The organism is Streptomyces fulvoviolaceus (genome assembly GCF_000718165.1).
Taxonomy (GTDB): Bacteria; Actinomycetota; Actinomycetes; order Streptomycetales; family Streptomycetaceae; genus Streptomyces; species Streptomyces fulvoviolaceus.
Genome location: NZ_JOEY01000018.1, coordinates 51,843 through 77,725 on the forward strand (window position 1 = coordinate 51,843; position 25,883 = coordinate 77,725).

A 25,883-nucleotide genomic window follows, 5' to 3' on the forward strand; every position below is an offset into this window, starting at 1 on the left:
TCCTCAGCCCTCGGAGGTGCGGGCCGGTGTGGTCGAGGCGGGCAGGTCGCCGTTGTAGCGCGTGTCCACGAAGTCGGCGAAGTCCACCTTCTCCGGGATGAGCTTCAACTCGGTGAAGGTGTCGGCGATCTCCTGCTCGGAGGCGATGAGGGGCTTGTCCACGGCGACCGAGATCCGGGTGGCGTTGGTGCGCTTCACCGAGGCCAGCGCCACCTCGTACGGCAGTCCCGTGTCCTTCGCCCAGACCTTGGCCCACTCGTCCTGGTGCTTGTAGACCCATGCGGTGGCCCGCCGCAGCCGCTCCAGATAGTCCTTGATCGCGGCGGCCTTCTTCTTGTCCTGCAGTGCGCTCGGCGCCGCCACCTGGAAGGTGAGGCCGTTGGTCACGCCGTCGCCGGTGGTGAGGACGCGGCCCTGCTTGCCCTGGAGGATCTGCGAGGTGTACGGGTCCCACACCGCCCACGCGTCGACCTTGCCGGAGGTGAAGGCGGCCAGCGCGTCGGCCGGCTGGAGGTACTTGACCTTCACGTCGCTCAGGCTCAGCCCGGCCGCCTTGAGGGAGGCGACGAGCTGGTAGTTCGCGGAGGAACCCTGCGCCACGGCGACCGACTTGCCCTTGAGCTGCTCGGGATCGGTCAGCTTCGAGTCGTTCGGCACGAGGATGGCGTCGCCCTTGGACGTGCCGTGGAAGGCGGCCACGACTGTGATCTTCGAGCCCGCGCCCGCCGCGAACACCGGCGGGGTGTTGCCGACGCCGCCGATGTCGACGGCCTTGGCGTTGACGGCCTCGAGGAGCGGTGGGCCGGAGGTGAACGTCGACCACTTGATCTTGTAGTCGAGGTTGTCGAGTTCGCCGGCGGCACGCAGGACCGCCTCCGAACCACCCTTCTGGTCACCGACGTTGAGGGTGAGAGAGCCCTTGCCATCGGTGTCGGTCCCCGTGCTCGCGGACGAGTTCCCGCCGCAGGCGGTGAGCAGGAGGGCGAAGGGGAGGAGCAGTGCGGCGGGGACGAGGCGTCGTCGCATGGTGGGTCCGTTTCCGTTCTGTGCTGTTGCTGTTGCTGTCGGGGAGGTTCAGGCGGCTTCGGCGGCGGTGTCGACGCCCAGGCGTTCCAGGAGACCGGCACGCAGTTCGGCGAACCGGGGGTCGGTGATGTCGCGCGGGCGGTCGAGGTCGATGTGCTCCTCGTGCGCGATGATCCCGTCGTCCATCACGAGGACGCGGTCGGCGAGCAGGACGGCCTCCTCGACGTCGTGCGTGACGAGCAGGACGGCGCAGCCACGGCGCTGCCACAACTCGCCCACCAGACGCTGGGCCTTGATGCGGGTGAGCGCGTCGAGCGCGCCGAACGGCTCGTCGAGCAGCAGGAGATCGGGTTCGCGGACCAACGCCCGGGCCAGCGAGGCGCGTTGGGCCTCACCGCCGGAGAGGGTCTTGGGCCAGGCGTCCGAGCGGTGGGTCAGGCCGACCTCCTCCAGGGCCTGGTCGGCGACGGTGCGCTCGGGCTTGCCCGGCAGACCGAGCAGGACGTTGCGCCACACCTTCTTCCACGGCATCAGCCGGGGTGCCTGGAAGGCGACGGCCTTGCGGCGCGGCACCAGGACCGTGCCCTCGATGTCGCGGTCGAGGCCGGCGAGGATGCGCAGCAGGGTGGACTTGCCGCAGCCGCTGCGGCCGAGCAGAGCGACGAACTCGCCCGGCTGGACGTCCAGTTGGAGGTTGTCGATGACGGCGCGGTCGTCGAAGGAGCGGGTCAGCCCCTCGACACGCACCGCCTGCGTGGTCACCGGCCGGTGAACGTCGGTCGCCATTGCAGCAGCAGCCTTTCGAGGGAGCGGACGATGAAGTCGGCCAGCAGGCCGAGGAAGGCGTAGACGATCAGGCAGACCACGATCACGTCGGTTCGCAGGAAGTCCCGCGCCTGCACCATGAGGAAGCCGATGCCGGAGTCCGCGTTGACCTGCTCGGCGAAGACCAGCGCGAGCCAGGAGATGCCGAGGGAGTAGCGCAGACCGGTCATCGCGCCGGGCAGCGCACCCGGCAGGATGACGTGCCGCACGAGTCCCCACCGTGAGAGCCCGAGGGACTCCCCGGCCTCGATCAGCTGGGAGTCCACGCCGCGGATACCGGCGTACACGTTGAGGTAGAGCGGGAAGGTCACGCCGAGCGTGATGATGGCGATCTTCGGGGTCTCGCCGATGCCGAACCAGATGATGAACAGCGGGATCAGACCCACGAACGGCACGGTCCGCAGCATCTGGACGGGAGCGTCCACGACGTCCTCGCCGATCCGGAACAGCCCCGAGACGAGGGCGAGTCCGGTGCCGATGAGGGTGCCGAACAGCAGCCCGAAAGCCACGCGTTGCAGCGAGGTGGTCATGGCGTCGGCCAGTGAACCGTCGGCGATCAGATCACCCGCGACCTGCGCGATACGGCCGGGCGAGGCGAGCACGTCGGCGGTCAACACTCCGGTGGCGCTGAGGAGTTGCCACAGCACCAGGAGCAGGACCGGGCCGGTGGTGCGGCGCAGCCAGCGGGGGACGCGGGTGCGCCGGGAGGAGGTGGGGACGATGGGTACGAGGTCGGGGGATGCGGAGGATGCGGAGTCGGGTGAGGCGTGACGGGAGGCATCCGCCTTGGAGATATCCGAAATATCGGGTTCGGGAGAGCCGGGCGGGGCATGGCTGATGCTCATGGATGCTCCACGGAGGGGAGAGCGGCCGGTGAGGGGATACGGCCAGGCGCCGCCGCGTCAGCCGCGCGGCAGGGATCGGAGATCCGCGCGGATCAGACGTGCGGGTGAGGCGGAGCGCAGGCGCGAGGGGAGGAGGAAGGCGTCAGTGGCCGCGACGACACGCGGCGGAGGCCACCCGCAGCAGGTCGATGTGACCGCGCGTGGTGAGCAGAACTGAACGCAACATGCCGCCGAAAGTAGCCAGATGACGTGGGCACGGTCAATGGCGTCTCGCGGAGTGGACCCGCTGTATCAGGGGGCGAGCGATGGGGCGCGTGTGAATCCCGGCGTATGGGTGAGGATGGGGGCATGTCAGATGCGTTCACCACCCGAGTTCTGAACGTCGCCTCCGGCTCGACGGAGCGGATCGTCGACCTCACCGGCGACTGCGAGGCCTTCCTGCGGGAGGTCGCCGCCGGCCGCGACGGCCTCCTCAACATCTTCGTCCCGCACGCCACCGCCGGCATCGCGATCATCGAAACGGGTGCCGGCAGCGACGACGACCTCCTCACCGCCCTGCACACCCTCCTCCCCGCCGACGACCGCTGGCAGCACCGCCACGGCAGCCCCGGCCACGGCCGCGACCACGTCCTCCCGGCGATCGTCCCGCCGCATGCGACGGTTCCGGTGCTGGGCGGGAGGCTGGAGCTGGGGACTTGGCAGTCGGTGTGTCTGGTGGATACGAACAGGGATAATTTCGAGCGAAAGGTGCGCTTGTCCCTCCTCGTGGGCTCCTGATTCGCCGCTCGAGGCCCACAGCAGCCGTACGGCGTTCCACCACCGGTTCATCAGTCATGACGACCGTGTCGCGCGTCAGCCGGCCAATGCGCTGAGCGCGAGTATGGCGCCGAGTGATGTGAGGGACAACAGTGTGTGGGATGCCGTCCAGGTGCGGAGTGTTCCGCCGACTGTGAGGCCGAAGTACTCCTTGAACATCCAGAACGAGGCGTCGTTGACGTGTCCGAGGAACGCCGCGCCGGAGCCGAGCGCGAGGGCCAGCAGGGCCGCGTGGGTGGTGTCCAGGCCGTGTGCCATCGGGCCCACGATGCCGGCTGCCGCCACGGTGGCCACGGTGCCGGAGCCCGTCGCCGTCCGCATGAGCGCGGCCGTCAGCCAGGCCAGCAGGATCAGCGGGACGTGCAGGTGCTGGGCGGCCTGTCCGATCGCGGAGTTGACCCCGGAATCGTGCAGGGCCTGGGAGTAGCCGCCGCCGGCCCCGACGATCACCAGAACGCCGGCGATCGGCGGGAAGGACCTGGACAGTGTCTCGTGCACCTGGCGGCGTGAGGCGCCGGCGGTCCAGCCGAACGTGAACAGAGCGATGACGACCGCCACGAGCAGGGCGACCACCGGGGTGCCGAGGAACTCGACACCGGTGAGGGCGGCGCCATGGGCCCAGCCGAAGGTGTCGCAGGAGGCCTTGAGCATCATGAGTGCGACCGGCAGCAGGACGGTGCCGATGGTGACCGAGAAGCGCGGCGCGCGGCGGTTGTCCTGCAGCTGTTCCGGGACCTCCTCGTGGTCCGGCGGGATCGGCGTGCGACGGCCGGACACGGTCTTGGTCGCCGCGGTCGCCATCGCGGCCGCCGGGTTCCTGTCCGCGATCCCTACGGCGAATTCGGCGGGGCTGGACGAGGGAATGGCGGTTGCGGTGCCCGCCGTGGTGAACGCCGCCAGTGCCGACTCGGGTACGCGGGCGGTGACCCGCGGCCAGATGTACGCGGTGAACAGCGGGCCCACCACGACGGCGCAGGGCACGGCGACGATCAGACCGTAGACCAGGGTGAGACCGATGTCGGCGTGCACCGCGCTGATGGCCACCAGCACCCCGGGGTGCGGGGGGACCAAGGCGTGCACGGTGGCCAGGCCGGCCATGGCCGGGATGCCGGCCCGCAGCACTGGCTGGCCCGCGCGCCGGGCGATCTGGAGCACCAGGGGAACCAGCATGACGAAGCCGACTTCGAAGAACATCGGCAGGCCCACGACGCAGGCGATCAGGGTGATGGCCCACGGCAGCCGTCGGGGCCCGGCGACGCGGGTGAGCGTCGTCACGATCTGGTCGATGCCGCCGGAATCCGCCATCAGGCGGCCGAGTATCGCGCCGAGGACGATCAGGACGCCGACTTTGCCGATGGTGGCACCGACGCCGGCGGTGAACGAGTCCGCCGCCTTCGCGACATCCTCCCCGGACAGCATCGAGACGGTGAAGGCGCCCAGCATGAGTGCGAGGAAGGCGTGCAGCCTGGCCCAGGCGATGAGGACGACGACCGTCGCGATGGACAGGCCCACCAGCACCAGCAGCCAGGTGTCGTGACCGGACCAGGCCCCGGCCGCGGTGGCCGATTTCGCGGACATTGATGCCAACGCTGCCATCATGTGAATTCAGCTTTCCCTATGGGGTGCGGTCGTCCCGTTTACGGACTTCCGGGATTTCCGACGGCGCCGGCGTGTTTCCCGTTCTCTGAAGTCCCCGCATTCGCCCAGTTCTTCGGCTCGGGCTTGCGGCACCGTACGTGCGGTTCGCAGCGCATCACCAGGGGTGCAGCGGTTGCGCTGATTAAGAACGGCGTAAATTTTTCAGTGCGTTCTGCTCGTTTTGTGCACGCGGAAGTACCCGCTGATTTCCGGATACACTGAAGTCATGCTCCGTGCGCCCCGTATGGCCACCCAGGCGCTGCTCGCCCAAGTGGCGGTACTGGTCGTCGTATTGGGCGCCGGGCTCGCGGTCACGGTGGGTCTCCTTCGGCACTCGTCCGAGACGCAGTACGAGCAGCGCGCGTTGGCGGTCGCGCGGACCGTGGCCGAGGACCCCGTCGTGGCGCGGCGCGTGGGCGTCGGATCGGACCCCGGCGGAGCGGTGGAGGGCCTCGCCGAATCGGTGCGCCGCCGTACCGGGATGCTCTTCGTCGTGGTGACCGACCGGCACGGCATCCGCTACGCGCACCCGGACCCGGCCGAGGTGGGCAAGGAGGTCAGCACCCCGCCGACCGCGCTGGACGGCCGTGATTCGGTGTCGGTCCAGCGTGGGACGCTCGGCGTCTCCGCGCGCGCCAAGGTTCCGCTCCGCACGGCGGACGGCGCGGTCGTCGGCGAGGTCAGTACCGGCGTACGGGTCGGGACGGCGCTGGAGGCCGCCGCGCCGCTGATCCACGACCAGGCTGTGCTGTCGACGGGGGCGCTGTTGCTCGGAGCCGGGGTCGCGGTGCTGCTGACCCGCCGCCTCAAGAGGCAGACCCATGGCCTGGAACCGGCCGAGCTCGCCGAACTGCTGCGTGAGCAGCAGGCCGTGCTGCACGGTGTCGGTGACGGTGTGCTCGCCGTGGATCCGTCGAACCGGATCACGGTGTGCAACGAGGAGGCGGCGCGGCTGCTCGGCGGCGCGATACCGCCCGGTACCGCGTTGCCCGACGCGGGTCTGCCGCCGCCGGTGCAGCGGGTGTTGGCGGAACGTCAGGAACTGTGCCAGAGCGTGGCGGTGGTCGGCGCACGGATGCTCGTGATGACCTCGCAGTCGGTGCGCCGCGGTGAACAGGACCTCGGTCACGTGCTGACCCTGCGCGACCGTACCGAACTGGACGAGCTGGAGCGCGAGCGGTCCGCGTTGCGGGCGCTCTCGGACGCCCTGCGCGCCCAGGCGCACGAGTACACCAACCGGCTGCACACGCTGTCCGGAATGCTCGCCGTCGGGGATGTGCCGGACGCCCAGGCGTACCTGCGTGAACTGGCCGCGGCCCCGCTGGCCACCGAGGGCCGTGACGGCGCCAGGATCGCCGACCCCTATCTGCGCGGCCTGCTTGCCGCCAAGACGGCGACCGCCTCCGAACAGGGTGTGGAACTGCGCCTGGACGGTGACTCCCACCTGCCGGGCCGGCTGATCGAACCGCTGGATGTGGTGAGCGTGGTGGGCAACCTGCTCGACAACGCCGTGCGCGCGGCCGCGGGCGGGCGTCGCAGGCCCGCCTGGGCGGAGCTCGGCGTACTGGCCGAGGGGGATACGCTCCACGTGGCCGTGATCGACAGCGGTGACGGCGTGCGGGACGAGGACGTCGAGCGGCTGTTCCAGCGGGGATTCACCACCCGCAGCGCGGGGGAACGGGCCGGTCACGGAATCGGTCTCTTCCTCGCCTGCCGGCTCGTGACCAAGCACGGTGGTGAACTGCGTCTGGGGCAGGCGGGCGGGGCGGAGCACGGAGCCGTCTTCCTGGCCACTGTGCCCGGTGCGCTGGAGCGGGGGCCCCGCACCGGCACGAAGGCCCAGCGCCAGGAGACTCACGGAGGTGTGCAGTGATCCGGGTTCTGATCGTGGACGACGACTACCGTGTCGCCGAACTCCACGCCCGCTACGTGCGGGCGACCGACGGCTTCACCGTCGCGGGCACCGCCCGGACGGCGGCCCAGGCCGTGGAGTCGAGCCGCGCGCTGCGGTCCGACCTGGTCCTGCTCGACCTGTATCTGCCCGACCGGCTGGGGACCGAGGTGCTCCCGGCGCTGACCGGCGACGTGCTGATGGTCACGGCGGCCGCCGACGCCGCGCAGGTGCGGGCGGCGCTGGGGCGCGGCGCCGTCGGTTACCTGATCAAGCCGTTCGACGACAGTGACCTGCGTAAACGGCTGGCCGCATACGCCCGTTACCGGGCTCAGCTCGCCACCGACCGCCCCCTGGCCCAGGACCAGGTGGACCGCGCGCTGCGCGCCCTGCACGGCGCGGACCGCTCGAGCCCGGCCCGCCGGCCACGCACCACGCCCACCGGGAAGCTCGTAGCGGACGCCGTCCGCTCTGCCGACGGTTCGGTCACCGCCAGCGCGGTTGCCGAGCGTCTGGGTGTCTCCCGGCCGACCGCCCAGCGCTACCTCGCCGATCTCGCCGCCGACGGCACGGTCCGCGTCGAGCTGCGCTACGGTGCCGCCGGCCGCCCCGAGCACCTCTATGCCTGGAGTGGCGAGCACCCGGTCCCGGATCCGGGCTGACCGTCGCAAGGTCCTCCGGGGGCAGCCGTGTTGGTGAGGTCAGCGTTCTGCCGCCGGACGCGCGGCACGGTTCTGAGGGCGTGACTTGGTCAGTCCGTCTTCCACGGCGCTGAGCAGGTGGAGGGCGGCGTCGAGGTGCTCGGTGTCGTGGCCGGCGGCTTCGGCGACGGTCGTGGCCCATTCCCGCCGGACGAGGACGGTGTTGCTGCGTCCGCGCTCGGTGGAGCGGACCGTCACCCCGCGACCGTCGTCCGAGTGCGTGCGCCGCTCGATGAAGCCTTTCTGTTCCAGCCCGCGCAGGACGGTGGAGAGATTGGTGCGCTGGAGCCCGGTCGCGGCGGCGATGCGGCTGGGTGCGGCGTCGGGGTCGCTCTTGAGGTAGCGCATCACCATGCCCTCGGACTGCGACAGGTGGACGGCCCGCTCGTCCGCGTAGCGGCGGAACTGGATCTCCCGGCTGATGATCAGTACGAGGTCGGCCAGTTCGGCCCACCGCTGCTCGTGGTCCGGCCCTGCTGTCGGGCCCGTCTGGTGCGCATGGTCCTCCGTCACGGCTCCAGGGTACGGGGTTGCCGCCAATTGGTTATGGGGGCATACTCCTTATGTGCTCATAGTTATGAGCTCATAACATCTGTTCGTCTGGAGTCGTCATGACGACCACCACCTCCCCCTCCTCACCGGCCAGGGCGACCGCGCTCTCGCCCCATGCCACCGCCCGCGCGGGCGGGCTGCACCCGGCAGGAGTGTTCATCCTGCTGGCGGGCGCATTCCTGCCGATCATGGACTTCTTCATCACCAACGTGGCACTGCCCAGCATCGACGCCTCCCTGCGGGCTTCCGCGTCCTCGCTGGAGCTGGTGATAGCCGGATACGGCGTCGCGTACGCCACCCTGCTCGTCCTCGGCGGCCGGCTGGGCGACCGCTACGGCCGCCGCCGTCTGTTCCTCGGTGCGCTCGTGGGCTTCGTACTGGCCTCGCTGGCCTGCGGTGTCGCCCCGAGCGTGGGTGCTCTGATCGCGGCCCGCATCGTCCAGGGCGCCACCGCCGCCCTGCTGATCCCCCAGGTGCTGGCGACCTTCCACCAGGTCCTCGAAGGGGAACGCAAGTCCCGTGCCGTGGCCCTGTACGGGGCCACCTCGGGCATCGCCGCCGTCGTCGGGCAACTGGTGGGCGGCCTGCTGGTCAGCGCGGACATCGCCGGTACCTCCTGGCGCCCGATCTTCCTGGTCAACGTACCCATCGGGGTGGTCGTGCTGATCGTCGCGGCCCGGATCGTGCCCGCCACCCGCTCGCACCACCCCGTCGGCATCGACCTGCCCGGCACCGTGCTGTTCGCCGCCACCCTGACCGCCCTGCTCGTCCCGCTCACGGAGGGCCACTCCTTGGGCTGGCCGTGGTGGACCTGGCTGATGCTCGCCGCCGCGGTCGTGCTCGGTGCTGCCACCTACGTCGTGGAGAAGCGCGCCGAGCGGCGCGGCGAGGTCCCGCTGCTGCCGCCGTCGCTGCTGCGCCTGCCGTCGATGTCCCGCGGCCTGGTCATGGTGTTCGCCTTCAGCATCGGCTTCGGCGCGTTCATGTTCGTCTTCGCCCTCACCGTCCAGAACGGCCTGCACGCCGACGCCCTGCACGGCGGTCTGGCGATCCTGCCGATGGCCCTGCTGTTCTTCGCCGGCTCGCTGTTCGCGCCGCGGCTCATCGGCCGATTCGGCAGGGCCGCGCTGTCGGCCGGCGCCGTCGTCCAACTCGCCGGACTGGTCTCCCTGGTGGCGGTCCTGCTCGTGAAGTGGCCGCACGTCAGCCTGTGGGCCATGGCCGTACCGCTCGCCCTGGCCGGGGCCGGGCAGTCGATGCTGTTCGCCGGCCTGTTCCGCAGCGTGCTCGCCGACGTCCCCGCCCATCTGGGCGGCATCGGCAGCGGGGTGCTGATCACTTTGCAGCAGAGCGGCCTGGCCCTCGGCGTGGCCACGCTCGGCACCCTCTACATCGGCCTCGCACCGCACGGCGTCTCGCACGCCTTCGCCGGAGTCGAGTACGTGCACATGGGCATCGTGGCCCTCCTCGCGATCGGCGCCGCCGCCCTGCCGCGCTTCACCGCCGCCGCGCCGGCCGCCACTCCCGTCGTCGAGGCCTGAACCAGCCCCTTACGAAAGGGAGCAGTGATGAGTCTTCTCGACTTGTCGCGATGGCAGTTCGCCATCACCGTCATGTTCCACATGACCTTCCCGGCGATCACCGTCGGACTCTCGATCTTCCTGTCGGTCGTCTACGGCCTGTACTGGCGCACCGGCAGGGCGGTCTACCTCCAGATGTTCCGGTTCTGGCGGCGCATCTTCGCCGTCGGCTTCGCGATCGGCGTGGTCGCCGGAGCCGTCATCACCTTCCAGATGGGCCTCAACTGGGGCGTGTACGGGGCGAAGACGGGCCCGATCATCGGGCCGATCATCGGCATGGAGGTCGTGACGGCCTTCTTCGTCGAGGCCGGCTTCATCGGCGTCCTGCTCTACGGGGACGGCCGTGTTCGCAAGGGCACGATGTTCGTGTCCACCGTGATGGTGTCGGTGGGCACCGTCCTGTCGTCGACGTGGATCATCGCGGCGAACTCCTGGATGCAGACGCCTGCCGGATTCAAGGTCGTCCACGGGCGGTTCGAGCCGACGGACTGGATGCGCGTCATCTTCAACCCGTCGTTCATCTGGCGCTGGCCGCACATGCTGGCCGCCGTGCTGATCTCGGCGAGCTTCTTCGTCGCCGGGATCTCGGCCTGGTACCTGGTCAAGGGACGCGCCAAGGGCTTCGCTCGCCGCTCGATGTCGATCGCCCTCGGGATCGCCGCGCTGCTGATGCCCGTTCAGCTGTACCTCGGTGACAGTGTGGCCGGGCATGAACTGCCGTATCAGCTCTCGAAGTTGGAGGCGATCGAAGGCAACTGGGACAACGGCGACACGGGCTTCGTCCTGTTCTCCGTCCCGGACCAGCAGGCCGCGCGGAACATCGCCGAGCTCGACATTCCCTGCCTCGGCAGCTACATCGCCAAGGACCTCAGCTGCAAGACGGCCATGCCCGGCCTGAAGCTCACCCCGGCCGCCGACCGGCCCGACATGGCCGCGACCTTCTGGGGTTTCCGCGTCATGTTCCTGGCGGCCGTGCTGATGTTCGGCACGGCGTTCGCCGCCACGGTCCTGCGCATGCGCAACCGCCTGTGGACCGCGCGCCGCTTCCACCGGTTCGTCCTCTGGACGACACCGGTGGGGATCCTGGCCATCCTCGGAGGCTGGGTCACCGCCGAAGCCGGACGGCAACCGTGGATCGTGTTCGGGCAGCTCCGCACCTCGGCAGCGGTGTCCCATCTGGCCCCCGGAGAAGTCCTGTTCTCGGTGATCGGCTTCTCCGTGCTCTACCTGATCATGCTGGTGGCCTACGTCGGCTACATCGTCCGCACCATGCGCATCGGCCCGGAACGCGACGACCCCCGACACGAACCTCCACCCCAGGCCGGTCCCGTTCCGCTTGCCGGGCCGCCCGCATCGTTCGCTCCGAGGGAGGTGGCGGCGCGATGACCACCACCCTCTGGTCGGCGACCGTACTGGTCTGTCTCCTGATGTACGTCGTGCTGGACGGCTACGACCTCGGCATCGGCATTGCCACCCTCTTCGAACGCGACCCCGCGCACCGGCGGCACATGCTGGAGTCCGTCGCGGTGGGCTGGGACGGCAACGAGACCTGGCTCATCCTGCTCGGCGTCGCACTCTGGGCGGGCTTCCCGCTCGCCTTCGGCACGCTCCTGCCGCACGCCTACCTGCCGATGACCGTGGTGCTGTTCTCCTTGGTCGTGCGCGGCGTGAGCGTCGAGATGGCGTCCCAGGCGCCGCCGGCTCCCCGCTGGACGGCCGCCTTCGGTGTGGCGTCGCTGCTGGCCTCGTTCGCACAGGGCTTCGCCCTGGGAACCCTGACCTCGGCGATACACCTGCGGGGTGGCGTCTACACCGGGTCGGCCTTCGGGGCCTTCAGCTGGTTCTGCGTGCTGTCGGGGCTCACGGTCACGGCCGCGTACACCGCTCTCGGCTACGCGTACACCAAGCACAAGTCGTCCGGGCCGCTGCGGGAGTCGGCGGGACGACGGGGCGCGGCCGTCACGGTGGTCGGGGGAGTGCTGCTGGTCGTGCTCCTCTTCGTCGTCAACGCCACCGCCGCGCCGCTGAACCTCGACAGCCCTGGGCGGGCCTTCGCGTTCGCAGTCCTGTTGCTGTTCGCCGCCGGGGGAGCGGGTACCTCGCTCGTCACGTTCCTGTGGAAGCGGCAGTCCGGGGCGGCGGACACCCTGCCGCTCGGCGGGCTGGTGATCGCGACGGTGTCCGTGTTCCTCGCACTCGGCGTGGCCCGCTACCCGATGCTCCTGCCGCCGGATCTCACCGTCGGCAGCGCGGCAGGCCCGCACTCCACGATGGTCTTCATCCTCGTCGGCATCGGCCTGAACATGCCGCTGGTGCTGGCCTACAACGTGTTCGCCCACCGGGCCTTCGCCGGAAAGCTCGACACCGCAGGAGCACACTCATGACCACCCGGAGCTCACTTCCTGCGCCGGTCCGTATCGTGCTGCGCCTGCTCGCCGCGGTCGTCTGGACCGTGCTGGGCCTGTTCGCCTACTTCGTCTGCCAGGGGATGTTCGGTGGCTACGCGCAGATCCACTCGCAACTGCTGACCACCCTGGGAATGATCGCCATCGCTCTGACCGGTGGCATCGCGTGGATCGTCGACGAGCGGCGCCCTCATGACGACGAATGAGGTGGAGGCGAAGAGCGACGACGCCTGGCTCACCGCGTGCGCCGCGCCGGGGCACCACTGGTTCGGTCTGTCGGGCTCCGCCCAGGTGCTGGAGACGCTGTTCACCATCGCCCGTTGGGGCGCCCTGGCCTGGACGGCCCAGGCGGTGATGGACCGGGCCGCGGCGCACGAGACATGGGGCCTGGTGGCCTTCGCCGTCACGAGTGTGCTGACGGTGGGCGTCGGCTGGACGGCCAGTACGCTCGCCGAGCGGGGCGCGCGTGCCGTCGCGACCGGCCTGCGGCGGCAGTTGACGGGTGCTCTGCTGCCGACCACCGGGCGGACCAGCGAGACCGGTCCGGCCGAGGCCGCGTGGGCGATGGTCGATCTGGCCGATGACGTCGCCGACTTCCACGCGCACGCCGCACCCCTGGGCCGTTCGGCACCGCTGTCCATGGTCGCCGTACTGGCGGTCACGGCTGCGGTGCACTGGCCGGCTGCGCTCGTGCTCGTCCTGACCACCGCGTTGCTGCCCCTGAACATGCGTCTGGCGGGGCTGTTCGCCCAGCACGGCGCGGACCGGCAACTGGCCGCGACCCGGCACCTGAACGCCGTGGTGCTCGACAGCTTCCGGGGCATGCGGACGCTGCGCGAGCTCGGCGCGGTCGGCCGGCGCGGACGCACTCTGACCACGGCCGCCGAGCGGCTGAACAAGGCGACGATGAGCGTGCTGCGCCGGGCCTTCCTGTCCGGGATGATCATGGACGTCGTCATCACCTTCTCCATCGCGGTGAACGCCACCTACATCGGACTGTCGCTGCTCGGCTACGTGCAGGTGCCGCACGCACCACGGCTCGACCTGTTCACCGGTCTGCTGGTGCTGCTGGTGTGTCCGATGTACTTCGCCCCCATGCGCGCAAGGGCCTCCGCCTTCCATCAGCGGGAACGCGCCATGATCGCGTCCGACGCCGTCCGGGACATCGTCAAGGACACCCCGGCCGAGGTGACGCGGGCGGCCCGTCCGCAGCCCGCCGAGCCGGTCGGTGTGTCACTGACAGCAGTCCGGTTCCGCTACGACGGTGCCGACCACGACACCCTCCATGCCGAGGCCGAGTTCGCACCGGGCACCTGGACCGCGATCACCGGTGCCTCCGGTTCCGGAAAGAGCACGCTGCTGTCGTTGATCGCCGGTCTGCGTCCGCCGTCGGCCGGCGCGGTCCGGTGGCAGACCTCGTCCGTGCGGCAGGAGCCGACCCTCGGCGGATGCGCCTGGGTCGGACAGCAGACGGTGCTTCTCGACGCGACCGTCCGCGACAACATCCGCCTCGGCCGCCCGGCCGCCACCGAGCGGCAGGTCCTGCGGGCCGTCGACGCCGCCGGGCTGAGCGCCGTGATCGAGGCTCTCCCCGAGGGACTGAACACCCGGCTGGGCGAGGGCGGTTGGGGTGTGTCGACCGGTGAGGCCCGCCGGATCGCCATCGCTCGCGCCTTTCTGCGCGGAGCCCGGCTCTGGCTGCTCGACGAGCCGACCGCCCACCTCGACGCGGACAGTGAACGCGAGGTCGTCGAGGCCCTGCGGAGAGCCACCGACGGCTGCACCGTCGTCATCGCCACCCACTCCTTCCCGCTGGCAGCCGCGGCCGACACCGTGCTCACGATCGACGACGGCGTTCTGCACGAGGCGAGGCCGGTGCACGCATGGTGAGCGGCAGCCGTCGCCCGAACGTCCGTGGTCGGCGGGCGAGTTCCCTCGCGGCCGGCGGACTGGTGCTCGCGGTCGTCGCCGAGCTGGCTTCTGCCGGACTGCTCGGTCTGTCGGGCTGGTTCATCAGCGCCTGCGCCGTCGCCGGGGCGGCCACCTTCAGCTCCTTCTCCTACATCGCCCCCAGCGGCGGTGTGCGTGCCTTTGCCATGGCCCGCGTCGCCGGCAACTACGGCAAGCGTCTGGTGCTGCACGCGGCCGCGCTGCACCGGATCGCCGCCGCCCGGACCGGTCTCTTCGACCGTGCCGCGGCCGGCGAGCGGGCACAGGAGGACCGCCTGTGGTCGGGTGACCTGCTCGACCGCAGCATGGCCGACGCCGACAGCGTCGGGATGGCACTGATCGAGTGCACAGCCCCCGTCGCCGTCACCGCCGCGCTGACCGTCGGTGCCGTCCTCGCCGTCGCGGCGTCCACGTCCCTCGTGCCGGCAGTCGTACTCGCGGTCGGCGTCGTCGTCATGGCGGTGATCGCCCACCGCAGGTCCGGTACCGCCCGCGAAGCCGAGCAGCACACCCGCAAGGTGCTGCGCGCCGAAGTCGTCACCGCCGTCGACGCATGGACGGAGATGGCATCGCTGGGTGCCGCCGAGCAGCTCGCGGCGCGTACGACGGCGAGGTTCACCCGACTCGACACCGCGCGCGAAGCGGCCGGTCGGCGCAGCCGCCGGACCGGTCTGGCCGGCGGCCTGATCGCCACGGCGACACTGATCGACACGGCCGCCACCGGCAGCGCACCGGACGCCCCCACGTTCGTGTTCGTCGTCCTGCTGTCTCTCGGCGTGCTGGCCCAGGCCGAACAACTGGCGGCCGCCGCCGAAGCCCGAGCAACCGCGAAGGTGGCGCACCGCAGGCTCACGACAAGCGCGCCGCCCACCGCGAGCGCCCCCACCCCTGCGGACATCCGGTCCTGGTCCACCGAGCAGGGCATCGGCTTCGCCGACTACCTTCTTCCGCCGATGGCACTCCGGCCGGGGCGCGTCCTCGGTGCCGACGTCGCCCGCGGCACGATGCTCGTCGTCACCGGCCGCTCCGGCAGCGGCAAGAGCACCCTGCTCCGCACCCTCGCCTCGTCGCTGCGGCAAGCGACCGAGGGCCACGAGAGGGGCCGGCCCGCCGTCGTGGCCGTCGCCGCCGACGACCACCTCTTCACCGGCACCCTCGGATCCAACTGGCGCCTTGCCGACCCCTCCCTGGCCGACGACGAGATCGACGAACGCCTGGCCCAACTGCGGTTGAACGAGAGCGGACTGACCGCCACAACCCCCGTCGGCCCGGGCGGGAGGCAGCTCTCGGGCGGGGAGCTCCGCCGGGTCTACCTGGGCCGGGCCCTGGCCCGCCATCCGCACGTCCTGATCGTCGACGAACCGACCACGGGCCTGGACGGCCGAACCGCCCGACACGTCCTCGGCATCCTCCAGAACCTGCCCGACACCACCGTCGTCGTCGCCCTGCACGCCGTACCGGACTGCCTCGAGTCGGCCGGACACGTGACCCGGCTGCCGCTCGACCACACCTCCCAGGAGGCACCATGATCACAGCACGACCCCGCTTCGAACCGGCCTTGGCGCATCTCGACCGGCTCTACTCGGCCGCCCTGCGCATGACCGGCTCCCCGACCGACGCCGAGGACCTGGTCCAGGAGACGTACGCCAGGGCCTACACCTCGTTCCACCAGTTCCGCGAGGGCACGAACCTCAAGGCCTGGCTGTACCGCATCCTCACCACCACCTTCCTCAACTCCCGCCGCAGCCTGGGACGTCGACCGCAGTACGACAGCACGGCGGAGTTGGATGACCGGCAGCTGGCCCGTGCCGAGTCGCACACGTCCACGGGCCTGCGCACGGCCGAGTCCGAGGCGCTCGACCACCTGCCCGACGCGGACGTCAAAGCGGCACTGCAGGCCATCCCCGAGGGCTTCCGCATCGTCGTGTACCTCTTCGACGTCGAGGGCTTCACCGTTCGGGAGATCGCCGACATCATGCGCACCCCCGTCGGCACGGTGCTGTCCCGACTGCACCGCGGGCGCGGCCAGTTGCGCTCACTGCTGGAGGGCTACGCCCGGGAACACCGGCTCGTCCCGGCGGACCGGTATCGGCGCGGCGAGCGGAAGCGATGTGGGCACGCATGACCAGTAGGAAGATGCTCGATCCCGGTGCCACGAACTCCCCGTCCGCGGCCGCCCCCACCGGAAGCCATGTTCTTTCCCCGCCCGAACCGGCCGAGCGTGCGCGGGGTCTCCTCGCGGTTCTCGCCTGCCTGACGGCGGTGGGCCCGCTCGCCATCGACATGTACATACCCGGCTTCCCGGCGATGAGCCGCACGTTGCACACCAGCAGCCCCGCCATTCAGCTGACGCTCACGGCCTTCCTGGCCGGCGTGGTCGTCGGCCAGATCGTCATCGGGCCCGTCAGTGACAGTCTCGGCCGGCGGGGGCTGTTGATCGGCGGCTGCGCCGGATTCGCCCTCGTGGCCCTGGCCTGTGCGTTCGCCCCCGGTGTGGGCACGCTCATCGCCGCCCGTTTCCTGCTGGGATTCGTCGGCGCCGCCGGTATGGTGCTCGCCCGCGCGGTGATCACTGATCGCTTCCACGGACCGGAGGTGCCTCGCCACTTCGCCCTGCTCTCCCAGATCATGAGCGTGGCCCCCGTCGTCGCGCCCGTCATCGGCGGGGCGATCCTGTCCGTGTCCTCCTGGCGGACGGTCTTCGGCGCGCTCAGCCTCGCCGGGGTGCTCCTGCTGATCGCCGTGCTGGTGAAGGTGCCCGAGTCCCTTCCGCCGGAGCGCCGCCAAAGAGCCGGACTCGTCGGCACGTTCCAGGTGATGGGCCGCCTGACGCGCAACCGGTCATTCATGGGCTGCGCCCTGGTGCTCGGCCTGGCCTCGGCCGCGCTGTTCTCGTACATCAGCGGCTCCAGCTTCGTCTTCGAGCGCATCCACGGCACCTCCCCGGCCGTGTACTCGCTCATCTTCGCCGTGAACGCGGTCGGCATGCTGCTTGCCGGAGCCCTCTTCAGCAGGCTGAGTCTCAGGGTGAGCGTGAAAGCCCTGCTGACCGTGTCGGTTGCCGTGTGCCTCGCGGGGACCCTCGCCCAAGTGCTGCTCACCGTGGCTTTGGGAGACCGCTTCGCCGTGAGCTGGATCTGCCTGTTCGTCGTGCTGTGGGGGATCGGCATGCTCCTGCCGGCCACCATGACCCTCGGCCAGAACCTGGGCCGCGCCGCGCCCGGAGCGGCGTCCGCCCTGCTCGGAGGACTGCAGTTCCTCTTCGGCGCGATCGCTTCTCCTGTGGTGGGTCTCTTCGGTGAGACCAGTTCGCTGCCAATGTCCTTGGTCATGCTCGTGTCTGCCGCCCTGGCAGCCCTGGCCCTCATCGTCCTTGTCCGCCCGGGGTCTGTCACTCCGTCAGAACGGGACATGGTTATGGACTCATAATAATTATGGAGTTATAGTTATGGGGCCATATTTTCTCGAATCGAGGTCTGGCATGAACCAAGGAACGGAACCCACCGGAACGTCGACACGACGTCAACTGCTGCGAGCCGCGGCCGTAGGCGGGACGGCCGCAGCCGCGGCCTCACTGCTTCCCGCATCCACAGCCTGGGCCGACACACGGGCACGCGGCGGCTCCCAGTACGTGGCGGGAGTCGACGTCCTCCCCGACGCGTCCCACGCCACCAGTGCCCTCGTCGCGCACATACGCGGCTACTACCAGGCGAAGAGCGACCGCAACCTCGCATGGCAGTCGTCCTACTTCTCGCACCGGCAGACCACCTACATCGACGCGATCCTCGGGTGGCACTGGTACACCTGGCAGGACCTGCACGACGGACTCGCGACGTTCTACCCCAAGTGGCCGAAGGACAGTAAGTCGTATCCCACCCGGATCCTGGGGGACACGACGAGCGCGATCCTCTTCTTCACCGACACACCCGGCATGTTCGGCCCCGGACAGGTGCGCAACGCGGGCGCGGTCAACTTCGACCGCCAGGGAAAGATCGAGCGCTGGGTCGACTACTGGGACTCCAGGCAGTTCGGCGTGTCCAGTTGGCGCAAGGAGCAGGAGCCGCCGAACCAGTGGCCGACCGACTTCCGGGAGTCCACGGTCGGAGAGACGGCCTCACCGCTGATGCGCCGAGTCGTCGCCGGTCTCGCGGACGCCCTGCGCAGGAATGACATCGACGCGGCGATGGATCTCTTCTCGTCCGACGCCGTCTTCGAGGACGTGCCGGCGCACATCCAGATCACCAGCAAGGCGAGCATCCACGCGTACCTGACGAAGGCCGGCCCGGCACTGCCGTACGTCGGCGCGGGCACCGGCATACGGCACGTGCTCGGCAACGATGTCGGAGGGGGGTACGAATGGACCGCGGTCAACGGCCCGGTTCCCCGCGGCATCACCGGTATCGAACTCGACCCGTGGGGCAGGATCGAGCGCCTCACCGCCGTGTGGAACGGCGCCTACGCCGATGACGCCCTGCTGACCCTGCTGGCGCGGAAGGCGATCGAGTACTGACGGTCACGGCCGCGGCGCGATCGATCCGATCGCCGGCCGCGAACGCGTGACGAGGCTCCGGCCGAGCGGGCGCACCCGTGCCGCTCGCTCGGCCGGAGAGGCAGAGCCTGCCTGCGACGGACCGGCAGCGGCAGAGGCTTACTGGTGAGCAGGGGGATCGGTTGACGGCTCTCGCGGGCTCCTGATCTCATCCTGAGTCTTCCGGCCGGCCGCCGAGGATGCCAGAGGCACCGGTGACCAGGACTGACATGGGGTACCTGTGATGTCCCTTCGGGCAGTGGCATCGAAGGCGATGAACCGGGCAGCGAGGCGGGCTGTGGCAGGCAGGCCTGGCCTGAGGTGCGTTGCTTTCGGACTATCCGATCGTTGATCTCTAAACGCGGTGAGCGATGATCGGAGAGCCCTGTGCGCATGACCGACCTCCAGCGGTGCGAGATCCGGCCCGGACGGCTCGTGGAGTGGACGCTGCATCCGGCGTCCGTGGGCGCGGCGCGGGCGTTGCCGGACGACGCGAGGCCACCGGCGTACGTGCAGGAGTCCCACATCCGCACGGCGCGGACGGTGCGGGAGGACGGGCTGTTCGTGCCGACCTGGCTCGGTACCGCCTTCGACATTCCGGGGTGGGTCGAACTCGACGTGCTCCAGGGCGCGTTGGAGGCCTGGATGCTGCGGCACGAGACGCTGCGCAGCGGGTTCCGGTGGGCCGGCGACGAGATGCGGCGGTTCACGCTGGACGCGGACGCCGTCGCCCTGCACCGCGAGGACGTAGGGGAGTTCGCGGACGCGGTGACGCTGACCCGGTACCTGCAGGACCGTTTCGACGTGGAAGCCGACGCGCTCAGCTGGCCGAACTTCCTCTTCGCCGCAGTCGTCAGGGACGACGGCACGAGTGTGTACATGGCGTTCGACCACAGCAACGTGGACGCGTACTCGATCCACCGCATCACCGCCGAGATCCACGAGCTCTACGAGGCCGGTCTCGACGGGTGTGTCGTCGATCCCGAACCGGTCGCCAGCTACGTCGACTTCTGCGCGAGCGAGCGCACGGACGCCGACCGGATCGACGACACGCACACCGTGGTCGCCCGCTGGCGGGAGTTCATCGCCCGCTGCGACGGCAAGCTGCCGAACTTCCCGGTCGACCTCGGCCTCGACCCCGAAGGCCCGCTGCCCGAGCAGAAGTTCGCCCAGGAGATGCTCGTGGACGGGGCGGACGCGGCGGCCTTCGAGGCGTACTGCCGTCCGTACGGCGGCAGTCTGGTCGGGGTCGTCGCGGCCGTCGCGCTCGCCGCCCGCGAGATCAGCGGGCTGAGCGTGTACCGGACGGTCGTGCCGTTCCACACCCGGGTCAAGTCCCGGTGGGCCGACTCGGTCGGCTGGTACGTGGGCGGCGCGCCCGTCGAGATCCCGGTGGCGCAGGCCGCGGACTTCGACGGCGCCCTGGAGCTGGTCCGCGCCGCGCTGCGCGACACCCGGGCACTGTCCCGGATGCCCATCGCCCGCGTCCTGCGCCTGCTGGGAGCGGACTTCCGGCCCACCTCCCCCGACCTCTACTCGATCGTCTCGTACGTCGACTCGCGCGGGATCCCGGGTGCGGAACGGTGGCAGGAGCTGAAGGCGTACGGGCTGATCCGGGTGTCCTACGGCGACCAGGTGTGCGCGTGGGTGACACGCGTCCACGAGGGGCTCCAGTTCGCCTGCCGACTGCCGGACACGGACATCGCGAACAAGAACATGCGGCGATGCGCGGAACTCATGCGGGAGCGGATCGTCGCCGTGGCGCGCGAGGCCGAGGCCTTGGCCGTACGGGTCTAGGGTGGCCCGAGCCGCACGATGAACTTGCGGCCGGGCCACCCGGTCTCGGCGTCGGCTAGAGGAAGCTGACGTTCTGGGCGAGGGCGAGGCGGCTGGAGTAGTTGATGGTGTTGGTCGCCGGGCGCATGTACGCGCGCCAGGCGTCGGAGCCGGACTCGCGGCCGCCGCCGGTCTCCTTCTCGCCGCCGAAGGCGCCGCCGATCTCCGCCCCGGAGGTGCCGATGTTGACGTTGGCGATGCCGCAGTCGGAGCCCTCGGCCGAGAGGAAGCGCTCGGCCTCCTGCTGGTCGCGGGTGAAGATGCTGGAGGACAGGCCCTGCGGGACGTCGTTGTGCAGGGCGACGGCCTCCTCGAAGGTGTCGTAGGTCAGGACGTAGAGGATCGGGGCGAAGGTCTCCTGCCGGACCACGTCGGTCTGTTCGTCGACGCGGACGATGACCGGCTCGGCGTACGCGGCCCGGGGCGCCGTTTCGGCCAGGCGCCGGCCGCCGCCCACGAGGACCTTGCCGCCCTGCGCCTGCGCGCGGGCGACCGCGTCCTGCATGGCGTCGAAGGCGGTGGGGGAGATGAGGGGGCCGACCAAGGTGCTCTCGTCGAACGGGTCGCCGATGGGGAGCTTGGCGTACGCCGCCGTCAGTCGGGCCACGAGGGTGTCCGCGATGTCGCGGTGGACGATGAGGCGGCGCAGGGTGGTGCAGCGCTGGCCCGCCGTGCCCGCCGCGGCGAAGACGATGCCCTGTACGGCGAGGTCGAGGTCAGCCGAGGGGGCGACGACGGCGGCGTTGTTGCCGCCGAGCTCCAGCAGGGTGCGCCCGAAGCGGGCCGCGACCCGGGGGCCGACCTCGCGGCCCATGCGGGTGGAGCCGGTGGCGCTGACGAGCGCGACGCGCGGGTCGTCCACGAGCTTCTCGCCGATGGCGCGGTCGCCGAGGACAAGACGGTGTACGTCGCGGGGGGCGCCCACCTCTTCGACCGCCTGGGCCAGCAGCCGGTCGCAGGCCACCGAGATCAGCGGGGTGAGTTCCGACGGCTTCCAGATCACCGTGTCGCCGCAGGCCAGCGCCACTGCCGTGTTCCAGGACCACACCGCCGCCGGGAAGTTGAACGCGGAGATGACGCCGACGACCCCGAGCGGGTGCCAGGTCTCGGCAAGGCGGTGGCCGGGGCGCTCGGAGGCGATCGTGCGGCCGTAGAGCTGCCGGGACAGACCGACCGCGAACTCGCAGATGTCGATCATCTCCTGGACCTCGCCGAGCGCCTCCGAGCGGATCTTGCCCGCCTCGATGGCGATGAGGTCGGCGAGGTCGCTCTTGTGCTCGCGCAGCAACTCGCCCAGGCGGCACACGAGTTCTCCGCGGCGCGGAGCCGGTGTGGTGCGCCAGGTGAGGAACGCCTCGTGGGTGGCGGCAAGCGCCTCCTCGACGGCGTCGGCGGTCGCGGCGGCCAGGCCGAACAGGTCCTCGCCGGTGATGGGCGTACGGGCCTGGAAGTCGGTGCCCTCCACCACGTTCGCGCCGATGCGCTCCAGGCTCGCCAGGGCGCGGGTGCGCAGGTCCTCGGTGGTGGGCAGGGCGGTCGTGCCGGTCATGATGCTCCCTTGAGGGTGGTGAGGTGCAGCTCGCTGGCGACCTGCGCGAGGGACTCGTTCTGCTGGCGCTCGTACAGGGCGAAGGGGTCGAGGACTTCGCGGTCGATGGCGCCCGAGAGCCAGTCGCTGTCGTAGGCGGCGCCCTGTTGTTCGTTGTCCCGGGAGCCCGCCTCGCTGAGGTTGGACTGGAAGATGCCCGCCGCTGAGCGGGGCAGGAAGTCCTCGTAGACGATGGGCTCGGCCCGTACCCAGCCCTGGGTCAGCAGGTCGCCGAGGATCTCGGGCGGGCGGCTGCCGTCGCGGGGGCGGTCGGGAGCCACGCTGTACTTGAAGTACGCCAACTCCTGGGCGGCGAGCTCGCGTTCGGTGCCGGGGACGTGCTCCGCCCAGAGGGTGCGGGCGAGTTCGGCCCGGTCGGCACCGGGGTGTGCGGTCGCCTGCTGGTCGACGAGGGTGAGCAGCCGGTCGTATAGCGCCCGTCCCGCGCGCGTCACGGCGATGCCGCGCGCTTCGACCTCGCCGAACCGCACGCGCAGGGCACCGCTGGTCACCTCGCCGTCCGGGGTGCGCAGGGCGCGGGGTTCGGCCAGGGCCCGGAAGGACGTCTGGCGCAGCAGCAGGTCGGGGCCCGTCCACTTCGGGGGGCCCTGGATGGTGTCGATCATCTCGATGCCGCGCTCGGTCATACGGCGGTACAGCTCGTCGATGTCCAGGACACGCGGGGTGAGGTGGTTGATGTGGGTGCTGCGGACGCCGCCGATGTCCGCGGCGACGGCGGAGACCCGCTCCAGGGTCTCGTACCAGGCCTTGTCGATCGGCTCCGTCGACAACTCGAAGGCGGCTACGGCCAGTTGGAGGAAGCGCTCGGCATCCTGCTCGGGCAGTTCCTGCTCCGCCTCCGCCCGGTCGGCCAGGGCCAGCAGCTCCGGCGGGAACAGTTCGCGGGAGGCGAGGAACGTCTCCAGGCGGGCGCGGAGTTCGGGGTCGAAGAAGCGCGGGTCCGCGGGGGTGAGCATGGAGGTGAAGACGCGGAAGGGGTTGCGGGCCAGCTCCTCGCCGTCGACGGGACGGAACGCGGTCGATACGACCGGGACCGCGCTGGCGGCCGCCTCGCGGAGGTCGTAGAAGCCGACCGGGCGCATGCCCAGGGCGCCGAACACCCGGGCCACCTGGGCGAGTTCGGCGCGGGTGCCGACGCGGATGGCGCCGTGGCGTTCCGCGGTCACGCGGCTGATGGAGCCGAGGCGTTCGGCGTCGGCGCCCTGGGCGCGCAGGACGTCCTCGTTCACCTCGCGCGAGACGTCCACGAGCGTGGTGTAGGCGGGGACCTCACGGCCGTACATCTCGGAGAGCCGCGCGGCGAAGGCGGCACGTAGCTGCCACTGGCTGATCATCGAAGGGGCCCTTCCTGTCGGGGAGTTCACACCACGTGGGCTTCGGGGCGGATCTCCGCTCCCGTCCGGAAGCGGTCGGCGCTGAGCGGGGAGATGCCGACGAAGGGGGCGCGGCCGAGGTGGAGGTCGCGCACGATCTCGCCGACGGCGGGGGCTTGGAGGAAGCCGTGGCCCGAGAACCCGGTGGCGTAAAGGAAGTTGGGCAGGTCACCTGAGCGGCCGATCAGGGCGTTGTGGTCGGGGGTGACCTCGTACAGACCCGCCCAGCCGTCGGCGATCGCCATGTCGGCGAGTGCGGGGGCCCTGTCCCGTGCGACGTCCCGGAAGAGCTCCAGCCACTCCGGGGTCCAGGTGGTGTCGAAGCCGTCGGGCTGGGCGGGGTCGGCGAGGCCGAACAGCAGGCCGTCGTCGCTGTTGTGGAAGTAGGCCGAGGATGCGAAGTCGATGGTGAAGGGGATGCGGGGCGCCGGGGGAGTGAGCGGCGTGGTGAAGGCGAGCTGGCGGCGTACCGGCCGTACCGGCAGGTCGACGCCGGCCATGGCGCCGATCCGCCCGGACCAGGCGCCCGCCGTACAGATGACGGTGGCGCAGTCGATACGGCCGCGGTCGGTGTGGACGGCGGTGACGCGGTCGCCGGTGGTGTCGATGCCGGTCACGCTGGTGTGGGTGGCGAAGGTGACGCCGGCCCGGGTGGCGGCGTCGGCGTAGCCCTGGACGACCAGTGCGGGGCGGGCGTGGCCGTCGGTGGGGGAGAAGGCGGCGGCCAGGAGGCCGTCGGTGCTGATGTAGGGGCAGAGGCGGTGGGCCTCGTCCGGGGCGATCATGCGGGTGGGGACGCCCAGGCCGTTCTGGATGCCGACGCTGCCCTCGAAGGCGGTGGCCTGCTGTTCGGTGGTGAGCAGGAAGAGGTAGCCGACGCTGTCCAGGCGGATGTCGGCGCCGGGGCGGTGCGGGAAGTCCTGGAAGGCGCGCAGACTCCGGTCGCCCAGCTCGATGTTGAGCGGGTCGGAGAACTGGGCGCGCACTCCGCCGATCGGTTTGCCCGAACTGCCGCTGCACAGCTCGTCGCGCTCGACCACGACGACATCGGTCACGCCTGCTTCGGCGAGGTGGAAGGCGATGCTCGCACCCATCACCCCGCCCCCGATGATCACGACATCGGCGGTGGGCGGCACGGTGCGGAAGGCGGAGGAGGAAGGGGAGGGTGAGGGAGAGGGGGAGGAGCTGGACAAGGGTCGTCCTTCCGGAGGGAGGGAGAAAGACGCTGATCAGCTAGCTGTCCGTCATCGTGGCGCAACCCAACCGTTGACGTCCATGAACAGTTCTTGCTGCTGATCTATTAGCTTCTCTATAAGTTTCTCTCTAGGTTTCTCTCTATGGACTGGACGAGTTCCCAGCTGCGTTCCCTGGTCGAGCTGACCCGGCGCGGCACCATCACCGCGGTCGCCCAGGCCCTCGGGTACACCCCCGGCGGGGTCTCCCAGCAGATCGCCGCGCTGGAGAAGGCCACCGGCATGGAGCTGCTGCGGCGGGTGGGCCGGCGGGTCGAGCTGACCGACGCCGGGAGGACGCTGGCCCTGCACGCCGAGCGGATCCTGTCCACGGAGGCCGAGGCCGTCGAGGCACTGGAACGCAGCCGCGGCGAGGTCTCCGGGGTGCTGCGGGTCGGCCTGTTCGCCACGGCCGCCGCCGAGATCCTGCCGCTCGCCCTGCGGCGCGTCCACGAGACCCATCCCGGGCTCGACGTGCACAGCCGCGACATGGACGTCGACGAGGTGTACGACGCCGTCGCCTCCGGCGCCGTGGACCTGGCGCTCGGCCTGGACTACCCCGACGTACCCATCCCGCGGGACCCCGCCCTGCGGGTGACCCAGCTGTACCGGGAGCGGTTCTCCCTCGCCGTGCCCACCGGGTCGATGGCCGGCATCGAGGAGATCTCCCTGGCCGACACCCAGCATCTGCGCTGGGTCCTGCCGTGGGCCGACAGCTACTACGGCCGCGCCGTGCGCACCGCCTGCCGACGGGCGGGCGTGGAGCCCGACGTACGGCACGAGGTGATCGACACCGCGGCCACCCTGGCGCTGGTCGAGGCGGGCATCGGGGTGAGCACGGTGACGGATCTGATGCTCAGACTGCGCGCCTCGCGCTTCGACGTGGTGCGGCTGCGCGAGACCATCGAGCGGCACATCGTCGTGGTGTTCCGCTCCTCCGCGGAGCGCCGGCCGACGGTGGCCGCCCTCATCGACGTCCTCCGGGCGGTGGCGGAATCCCGGCGTGACACATCGGAGTAGAGCAGGCTCTGCTCGCTCTCCGGCGCCGGCTACATCAGCGTTGCTTGCCCTCAGGG

The 25,883-nt window shown here is 70.6% G+C and carries 23 protein-coding genes; 14 read left to right on the plus strand and 9 right to left on the minus strand.

Annotation, left to right across the window (positions count from 1 at the left end):
* Positions 1 to 3 precede the first annotated feature (3 nt).
* The 4 genes from IG08_RS0120495 to IG08_RS63040 all read right to left on the minus strand — a co-directional run bounded on the left by IG08_RS0120495 (position 4) and on the right by IG08_RS63040 (position 2,922).
* The gene (locus IG08_RS0120495) at positions 4 to 1,026 is read right to left on the minus strand and encodes an ABC transporter substrate-binding protein (RefSeq protein WP_030604308.1); all 1,023 of its coding nucleotides are present in this window, start codon (positions 1,024 to 1,026) and stop codon (positions 4 to 6) included.
* 48 nt (positions 1,027 to 1,074) lie between these two features.
* Positions 1,075 to 1,812 carry an ABC transporter ATP-binding protein gene (locus tag IG08_RS0120500; protein WP_030604311.1) on the minus strand — a complete coding sequence of 246 codons (738 nt, stop codon included), beginning with the start codon at positions 1,810 to 1,812 and terminating at the stop codon, positions 1,075 to 1,077.
* Positions 1,785 to 2,696: an ABC transporter permease gene (locus tag IG08_RS0120505; protein WP_030604313.1), complete on the minus strand. Its 912-nt coding sequence runs from the start codon at positions 2,694 to 2,696 to the stop codon at positions 1,785 to 1,787. Before IG08_RS0120505 ends, IG08_RS0120500 begins: the two co-directional genes overlap by 28 nt.
* 142 nt (positions 2,697 to 2,838) lie before the next feature.
* Positions 2,839 to 2,922, minus strand: coding sequence for a putative leader peptide (locus IG08_RS63040; protein ID WP_351373514.1), 84 nt, complete (start codon positions 2,920 to 2,922; stop codon positions 2,839 to 2,841).
* A 122-nt stretch (positions 2,923 to 3,044) separates the two neighbouring features.
* Between IG08_RS63040 and IG08_RS0120510 the strand changes: the two genes are divergently transcribed.
* Positions 3,045 to 3,473 carry a YjbQ family protein gene (locus tag IG08_RS0120510; RefSeq protein ID WP_030604316.1) on the plus strand — a complete coding sequence of 143 codons (429 nt, stop codon included), beginning with the start codon at positions 3,045 to 3,047 and terminating at the stop codon, positions 3,471 to 3,473.
* A gap of 75 nt (positions 3,474 to 3,548) precedes the next feature.
* Here the strand turns inward: IG08_RS0120510 and IG08_RS0120515 are convergent, their stop codons facing one another.
* A complete protein-coding gene (locus IG08_RS0120515) occupies positions 3,549 to 5,090 on the minus strand; it encodes a GntT/GntP/DsdX family permease (protein ID WP_052424798.1) in 1,542 nt (513 codons plus the stop codon).
* 286 nt (positions 5,091 to 5,376) lie between these two features.
* Between IG08_RS0120515 and IG08_RS0120520 the strand changes: the two genes are divergently transcribed.
* Both IG08_RS0120520 and IG08_RS0120525 read left to right on the plus strand, forming a co-directional pair.
* On the plus strand, positions 5,377 to 7,023 hold the full coding sequence (locus tag IG08_RS0120520) for a sensor histidine kinase (RefSeq protein WP_030604321.1): 1,647 nt from the start codon (positions 5,377 to 5,379) through the stop codon (positions 7,021 to 7,023).
* Positions 7,020 to 7,703, plus strand: coding sequence for a response regulator (locus IG08_RS0120525; RefSeq protein ID WP_030604324.1), 684 nt, complete (start codon positions 7,020 to 7,022; stop codon positions 7,701 to 7,703). The genes IG08_RS0120520 and IG08_RS0120525 overlap by 4 nt, the downstream gene beginning before the upstream one ends.
* Positions 7,704 to 7,742: 39 nt before the next feature.
* Here IG08_RS0120525 and IG08_RS0120530 read toward each other — a convergent pair whose 3' ends face one another.
* Positions 7,743 to 8,255 carry a MarR family winged helix-turn-helix transcriptional regulator gene (locus IG08_RS0120530; RefSeq protein WP_030604327.1) on the minus strand — a complete coding sequence of 171 codons (513 nt, stop codon included), beginning with the start codon at positions 8,253 to 8,255 and terminating at the stop codon, positions 7,743 to 7,745.
* Positions 8,256 to 8,353: 98 nt separating this feature from the next.
* Here IG08_RS0120530 and IG08_RS0120535 point away from each other — a divergent pair, with 98 nt between their 5' ends.
* The 10 genes from IG08_RS0120535 to IG08_RS0120580 all read left to right on the plus strand — a co-directional run bounded on the left by IG08_RS0120535 (position 8,354) and on the right by IG08_RS0120580 (position 20,554).
* A complete protein-coding gene (locus IG08_RS0120535) occupies positions 8,354 to 9,835 on the plus strand; it encodes an MFS transporter (protein WP_063757782.1) in 1,482 nt (493 codons plus the stop codon).
* A gap of 27 nt (positions 9,836 to 9,862) precedes the next feature.
* Complete coding sequence (locus tag IG08_RS0120540; protein WP_063757783.1) at positions 9,863 to 11,260, plus strand: cytochrome ubiquinol oxidase subunit I; 1,398 nt, start codon at positions 9,863 to 9,865, stop codon at positions 11,258 to 11,260.
* A complete protein-coding gene (locus tag IG08_RS0120545; protein ID WP_030604335.1) occupies positions 11,257 to 12,258 on the plus strand; it encodes a cytochrome d ubiquinol oxidase subunit II in 1,002 nt (333 codons plus the stop codon). Before IG08_RS0120540 ends, IG08_RS0120545 begins: the two co-directional genes overlap by 4 nt.
* Positions 12,255 to 12,485, plus strand: coding sequence for a hypothetical protein (locus tag IG08_RS0120550; RefSeq protein WP_030604336.1), 231 nt, complete (start codon positions 12,255 to 12,257; stop codon positions 12,483 to 12,485). Before IG08_RS0120545 ends, IG08_RS0120550 begins: the two co-directional genes overlap by 4 nt.
* Positions 12,472 to 14,169 carry an ABC transporter ATP-binding protein/permease gene (locus IG08_RS0120555; RefSeq protein ID WP_078655670.1) on the plus strand — a complete coding sequence of 566 codons (1,698 nt, stop codon included), beginning with the start codon at positions 12,472 to 12,474 and terminating at the stop codon, positions 14,167 to 14,169. The genes IG08_RS0120550 and IG08_RS0120555 overlap by 14 nt, the downstream gene beginning before the upstream one ends.
* Positions 14,163 to 15,758 (plus strand): ATP-binding cassette domain-containing protein, encoded by a 1,596-nt coding sequence (locus tag IG08_RS0120560; protein ID WP_030604339.1) that lies wholly within the window; start codon positions 14,163 to 14,165, stop codon positions 15,756 to 15,758. The genes IG08_RS0120555 and IG08_RS0120560 overlap by 7 nt, the downstream gene beginning before the upstream one ends.
* The gene (locus tag IG08_RS0120565) at positions 15,755 to 16,354 is read left to right on the plus strand and encodes a sigma-70 family RNA polymerase sigma factor (RefSeq protein ID WP_052424801.1); all 600 of its coding nucleotides are present in this window, start codon (positions 15,755 to 15,757) and stop codon (positions 16,352 to 16,354) included. Before IG08_RS0120560 ends, IG08_RS0120565 begins: the two co-directional genes overlap by 4 nt.
* Positions 16,351 to 17,658: a multidrug effflux MFS transporter gene (locus IG08_RS0120570; RefSeq protein ID WP_234342921.1), complete on the plus strand. Its 1,308-nt coding sequence runs from the start codon at positions 16,351 to 16,353 to the stop codon at positions 17,656 to 17,658. The genes IG08_RS0120565 and IG08_RS0120570 overlap by 4 nt, the downstream gene beginning before the upstream one ends.
* A gap of 52 nt (positions 17,659 to 17,710) precedes the next feature.
* Entirely contained in the window at positions 17,711 to 18,739 is a 1,029-nt protein-coding gene (locus tag IG08_RS0120575; protein ID WP_052424802.1) for a nuclear transport factor 2 family protein, read from the plus strand.
* 411 nt (positions 18,740 to 19,150) lie between these two features.
* Complete coding sequence (locus IG08_RS0120580) at positions 19,151 to 20,554, plus strand: condensation domain-containing protein (protein ID WP_030604349.1); 1,404 nt, start codon at positions 19,151 to 19,153, stop codon at positions 20,552 to 20,554.
* Positions 20,555 to 20,609: 55 nt separating this feature from the next.
* Here the strand turns inward: IG08_RS0120580 and amaB are convergent, their stop codons facing one another.
* Genes amaB through IG08_RS0120595 form a run of 3 tightly spaced genes read right to left on the minus strand, consistent with a single transcriptional unit; the run spans position 20,610 to position 24,768 of the window.
* Positions 20,610 to 22,142, minus strand: coding sequence for an L-piperidine-6-carboxylate dehydrogenase (gene amaB, locus IG08_RS0120585; protein WP_030604350.1), 1,533 nt, complete (start codon positions 22,140 to 22,142; stop codon positions 20,610 to 20,612).
* A complete protein-coding gene (hglS, locus tag IG08_RS0120590; protein WP_030604351.1) occupies positions 22,139 to 23,536 on the minus strand; it encodes a 2-oxoadipate dioxygenase/decarboxylase in 1,398 nt (465 codons plus the stop codon). Before hglS ends, amaB begins: the two co-directional genes overlap by 4 nt.
* Before the next feature lie 26 nt (positions 23,537 to 23,562).
* Positions 23,563 to 24,768: an NAD(P)/FAD-dependent oxidoreductase gene (locus IG08_RS0120595; RefSeq protein WP_078655671.1), complete on the minus strand. Its 1,206-nt coding sequence runs from the start codon at positions 24,766 to 24,768 to the stop codon at positions 23,563 to 23,565.
* 144 nt (positions 24,769 to 24,912) lie between these two features.
* Here IG08_RS0120595 and IG08_RS0120600 point away from each other — a divergent pair, with 144 nt between their 5' ends.
* Positions 24,913 to 25,827: a LysR family transcriptional regulator gene (locus tag IG08_RS0120600; protein ID WP_030604354.1), complete on the plus strand. Its 915-nt coding sequence runs from the start codon at positions 24,913 to 24,915 to the stop codon at positions 25,825 to 25,827.
* Positions 25,828 to 25,883 lie beyond the last annotated feature (56 nt).

Bases quoted from the DNA above. Each gene is read 5' to 3' on its own strand.
- IG08_RS0120495 (WP_030604308.1), bottom strand. From the start codon at position 1,026: ATGCGACGACGCCTCGTCCCCGCCGCACTGCTCCTCCCCTTCGCCCTC.
- IG08_RS0120500 (WP_030604311.1), bottom strand. From the start codon at position 1,812: ATGGCGACCGACGTTCACCGGCCGGTGACCACGCAGGCGGTGCGTGTC.
- IG08_RS0120505 (WP_030604313.1), bottom strand. From the start codon at position 2,696: ATGAGCATCAGCCATGCCCCGCCCGGCTCTCCCGAACCCGATATTTCG.
- IG08_RS63040 (WP_351373514.1), bottom strand. From the start codon at position 2,922: ATGTTGCGTTCAGTTCTGCTCACCACGCGCGGTCACATCGACCTGCTG.
- IG08_RS0120510 (WP_030604316.1), top strand. From the start codon at position 3,045: ATGTCAGATGCGTTCACCACCCGAGTTCTGAACGTCGCCTCCGGCTCG.
- IG08_RS0120515 (WP_052424798.1), bottom strand. From the start codon at position 5,090: ATGTCCGCGAAATCGGCCACCGCGGCCGGGGCCTGGTCCGGTCACGAC.
- IG08_RS0120520 (WP_030604321.1), top strand. From the start codon at position 5,377: ATGCTCCGTGCGCCCCGTATGGCCACCCAGGCGCTGCTCGCCCAAGTG.
- IG08_RS0120535 (WP_063757782.1), top strand. From the start codon at position 8,354: ATGACGACCACCACCTCCCCCTCCTCACCGGCCAGGGCGACCGCGCTC.
- IG08_RS0120540 (WP_063757783.1), top strand. From the start codon at position 9,863: ATGAGTCTTCTCGACTTGTCGCGATGGCAGTTCGCCATCACCGTCATG.
- IG08_RS0120545 (WP_030604335.1), top strand. From the start codon at position 11,257: ATGACCACCACCCTCTGGTCGGCGACCGTACTGGTCTGTCTCCTGATG.
- IG08_RS0120550 (WP_030604336.1), top strand. From the start codon at position 12,255: ATGACCACCCGGAGCTCACTTCCTGCGCCGGTCCGTATCGTGCTGCGC.
- IG08_RS0120555 (WP_078655670.1), top strand. From the start codon at position 12,472: ATGACGACGAATGAGGTGGAGGCGAAGAGCGACGACGCCTGGCTCACC.
- IG08_RS0120560 (WP_030604339.1), top strand. From the start codon at position 14,163: ATGGTGAGCGGCAGCCGTCGCCCGAACGTCCGTGGTCGGCGGGCGAGT.
- IG08_RS0120565 (WP_052424801.1), top strand. From the start codon at position 15,755: ATGATCACAGCACGACCCCGCTTCGAACCGGCCTTGGCGCATCTCGAC.
- IG08_RS0120570 (WP_234342921.1), top strand. From the start codon at position 16,351: ATGACCAGTAGGAAGATGCTCGATCCCGGTGCCACGAACTCCCCGTCC.
- IG08_RS0120575 (WP_052424802.1), top strand. From the start codon at position 17,711: ATGAACCAAGGAACGGAACCCACCGGAACGTCGACACGACGTCAACTG.
- IG08_RS0120580 (WP_030604349.1), top strand. From the start codon at position 19,151: ATGACCGACCTCCAGCGGTGCGAGATCCGGCCCGGACGGCTCGTGGAG.
- amaB (WP_030604350.1), bottom strand. From the start codon at position 22,142: ATGACCGGCACGACCGCCCTGCCCACCACCGAGGACCTGCGCACCCGC.
- hglS (WP_030604351.1), bottom strand. From the start codon at position 23,536: ATGATCAGCCAGTGGCAGCTACGTGCCGCCTTCGCCGCGCGGCTCTCC.
- IG08_RS0120600 (WP_030604354.1), top strand. From the start codon at position 24,913: ATGGACTGGACGAGTTCCCAGCTGCGTTCCCTGGTCGAGCTGACCCGG.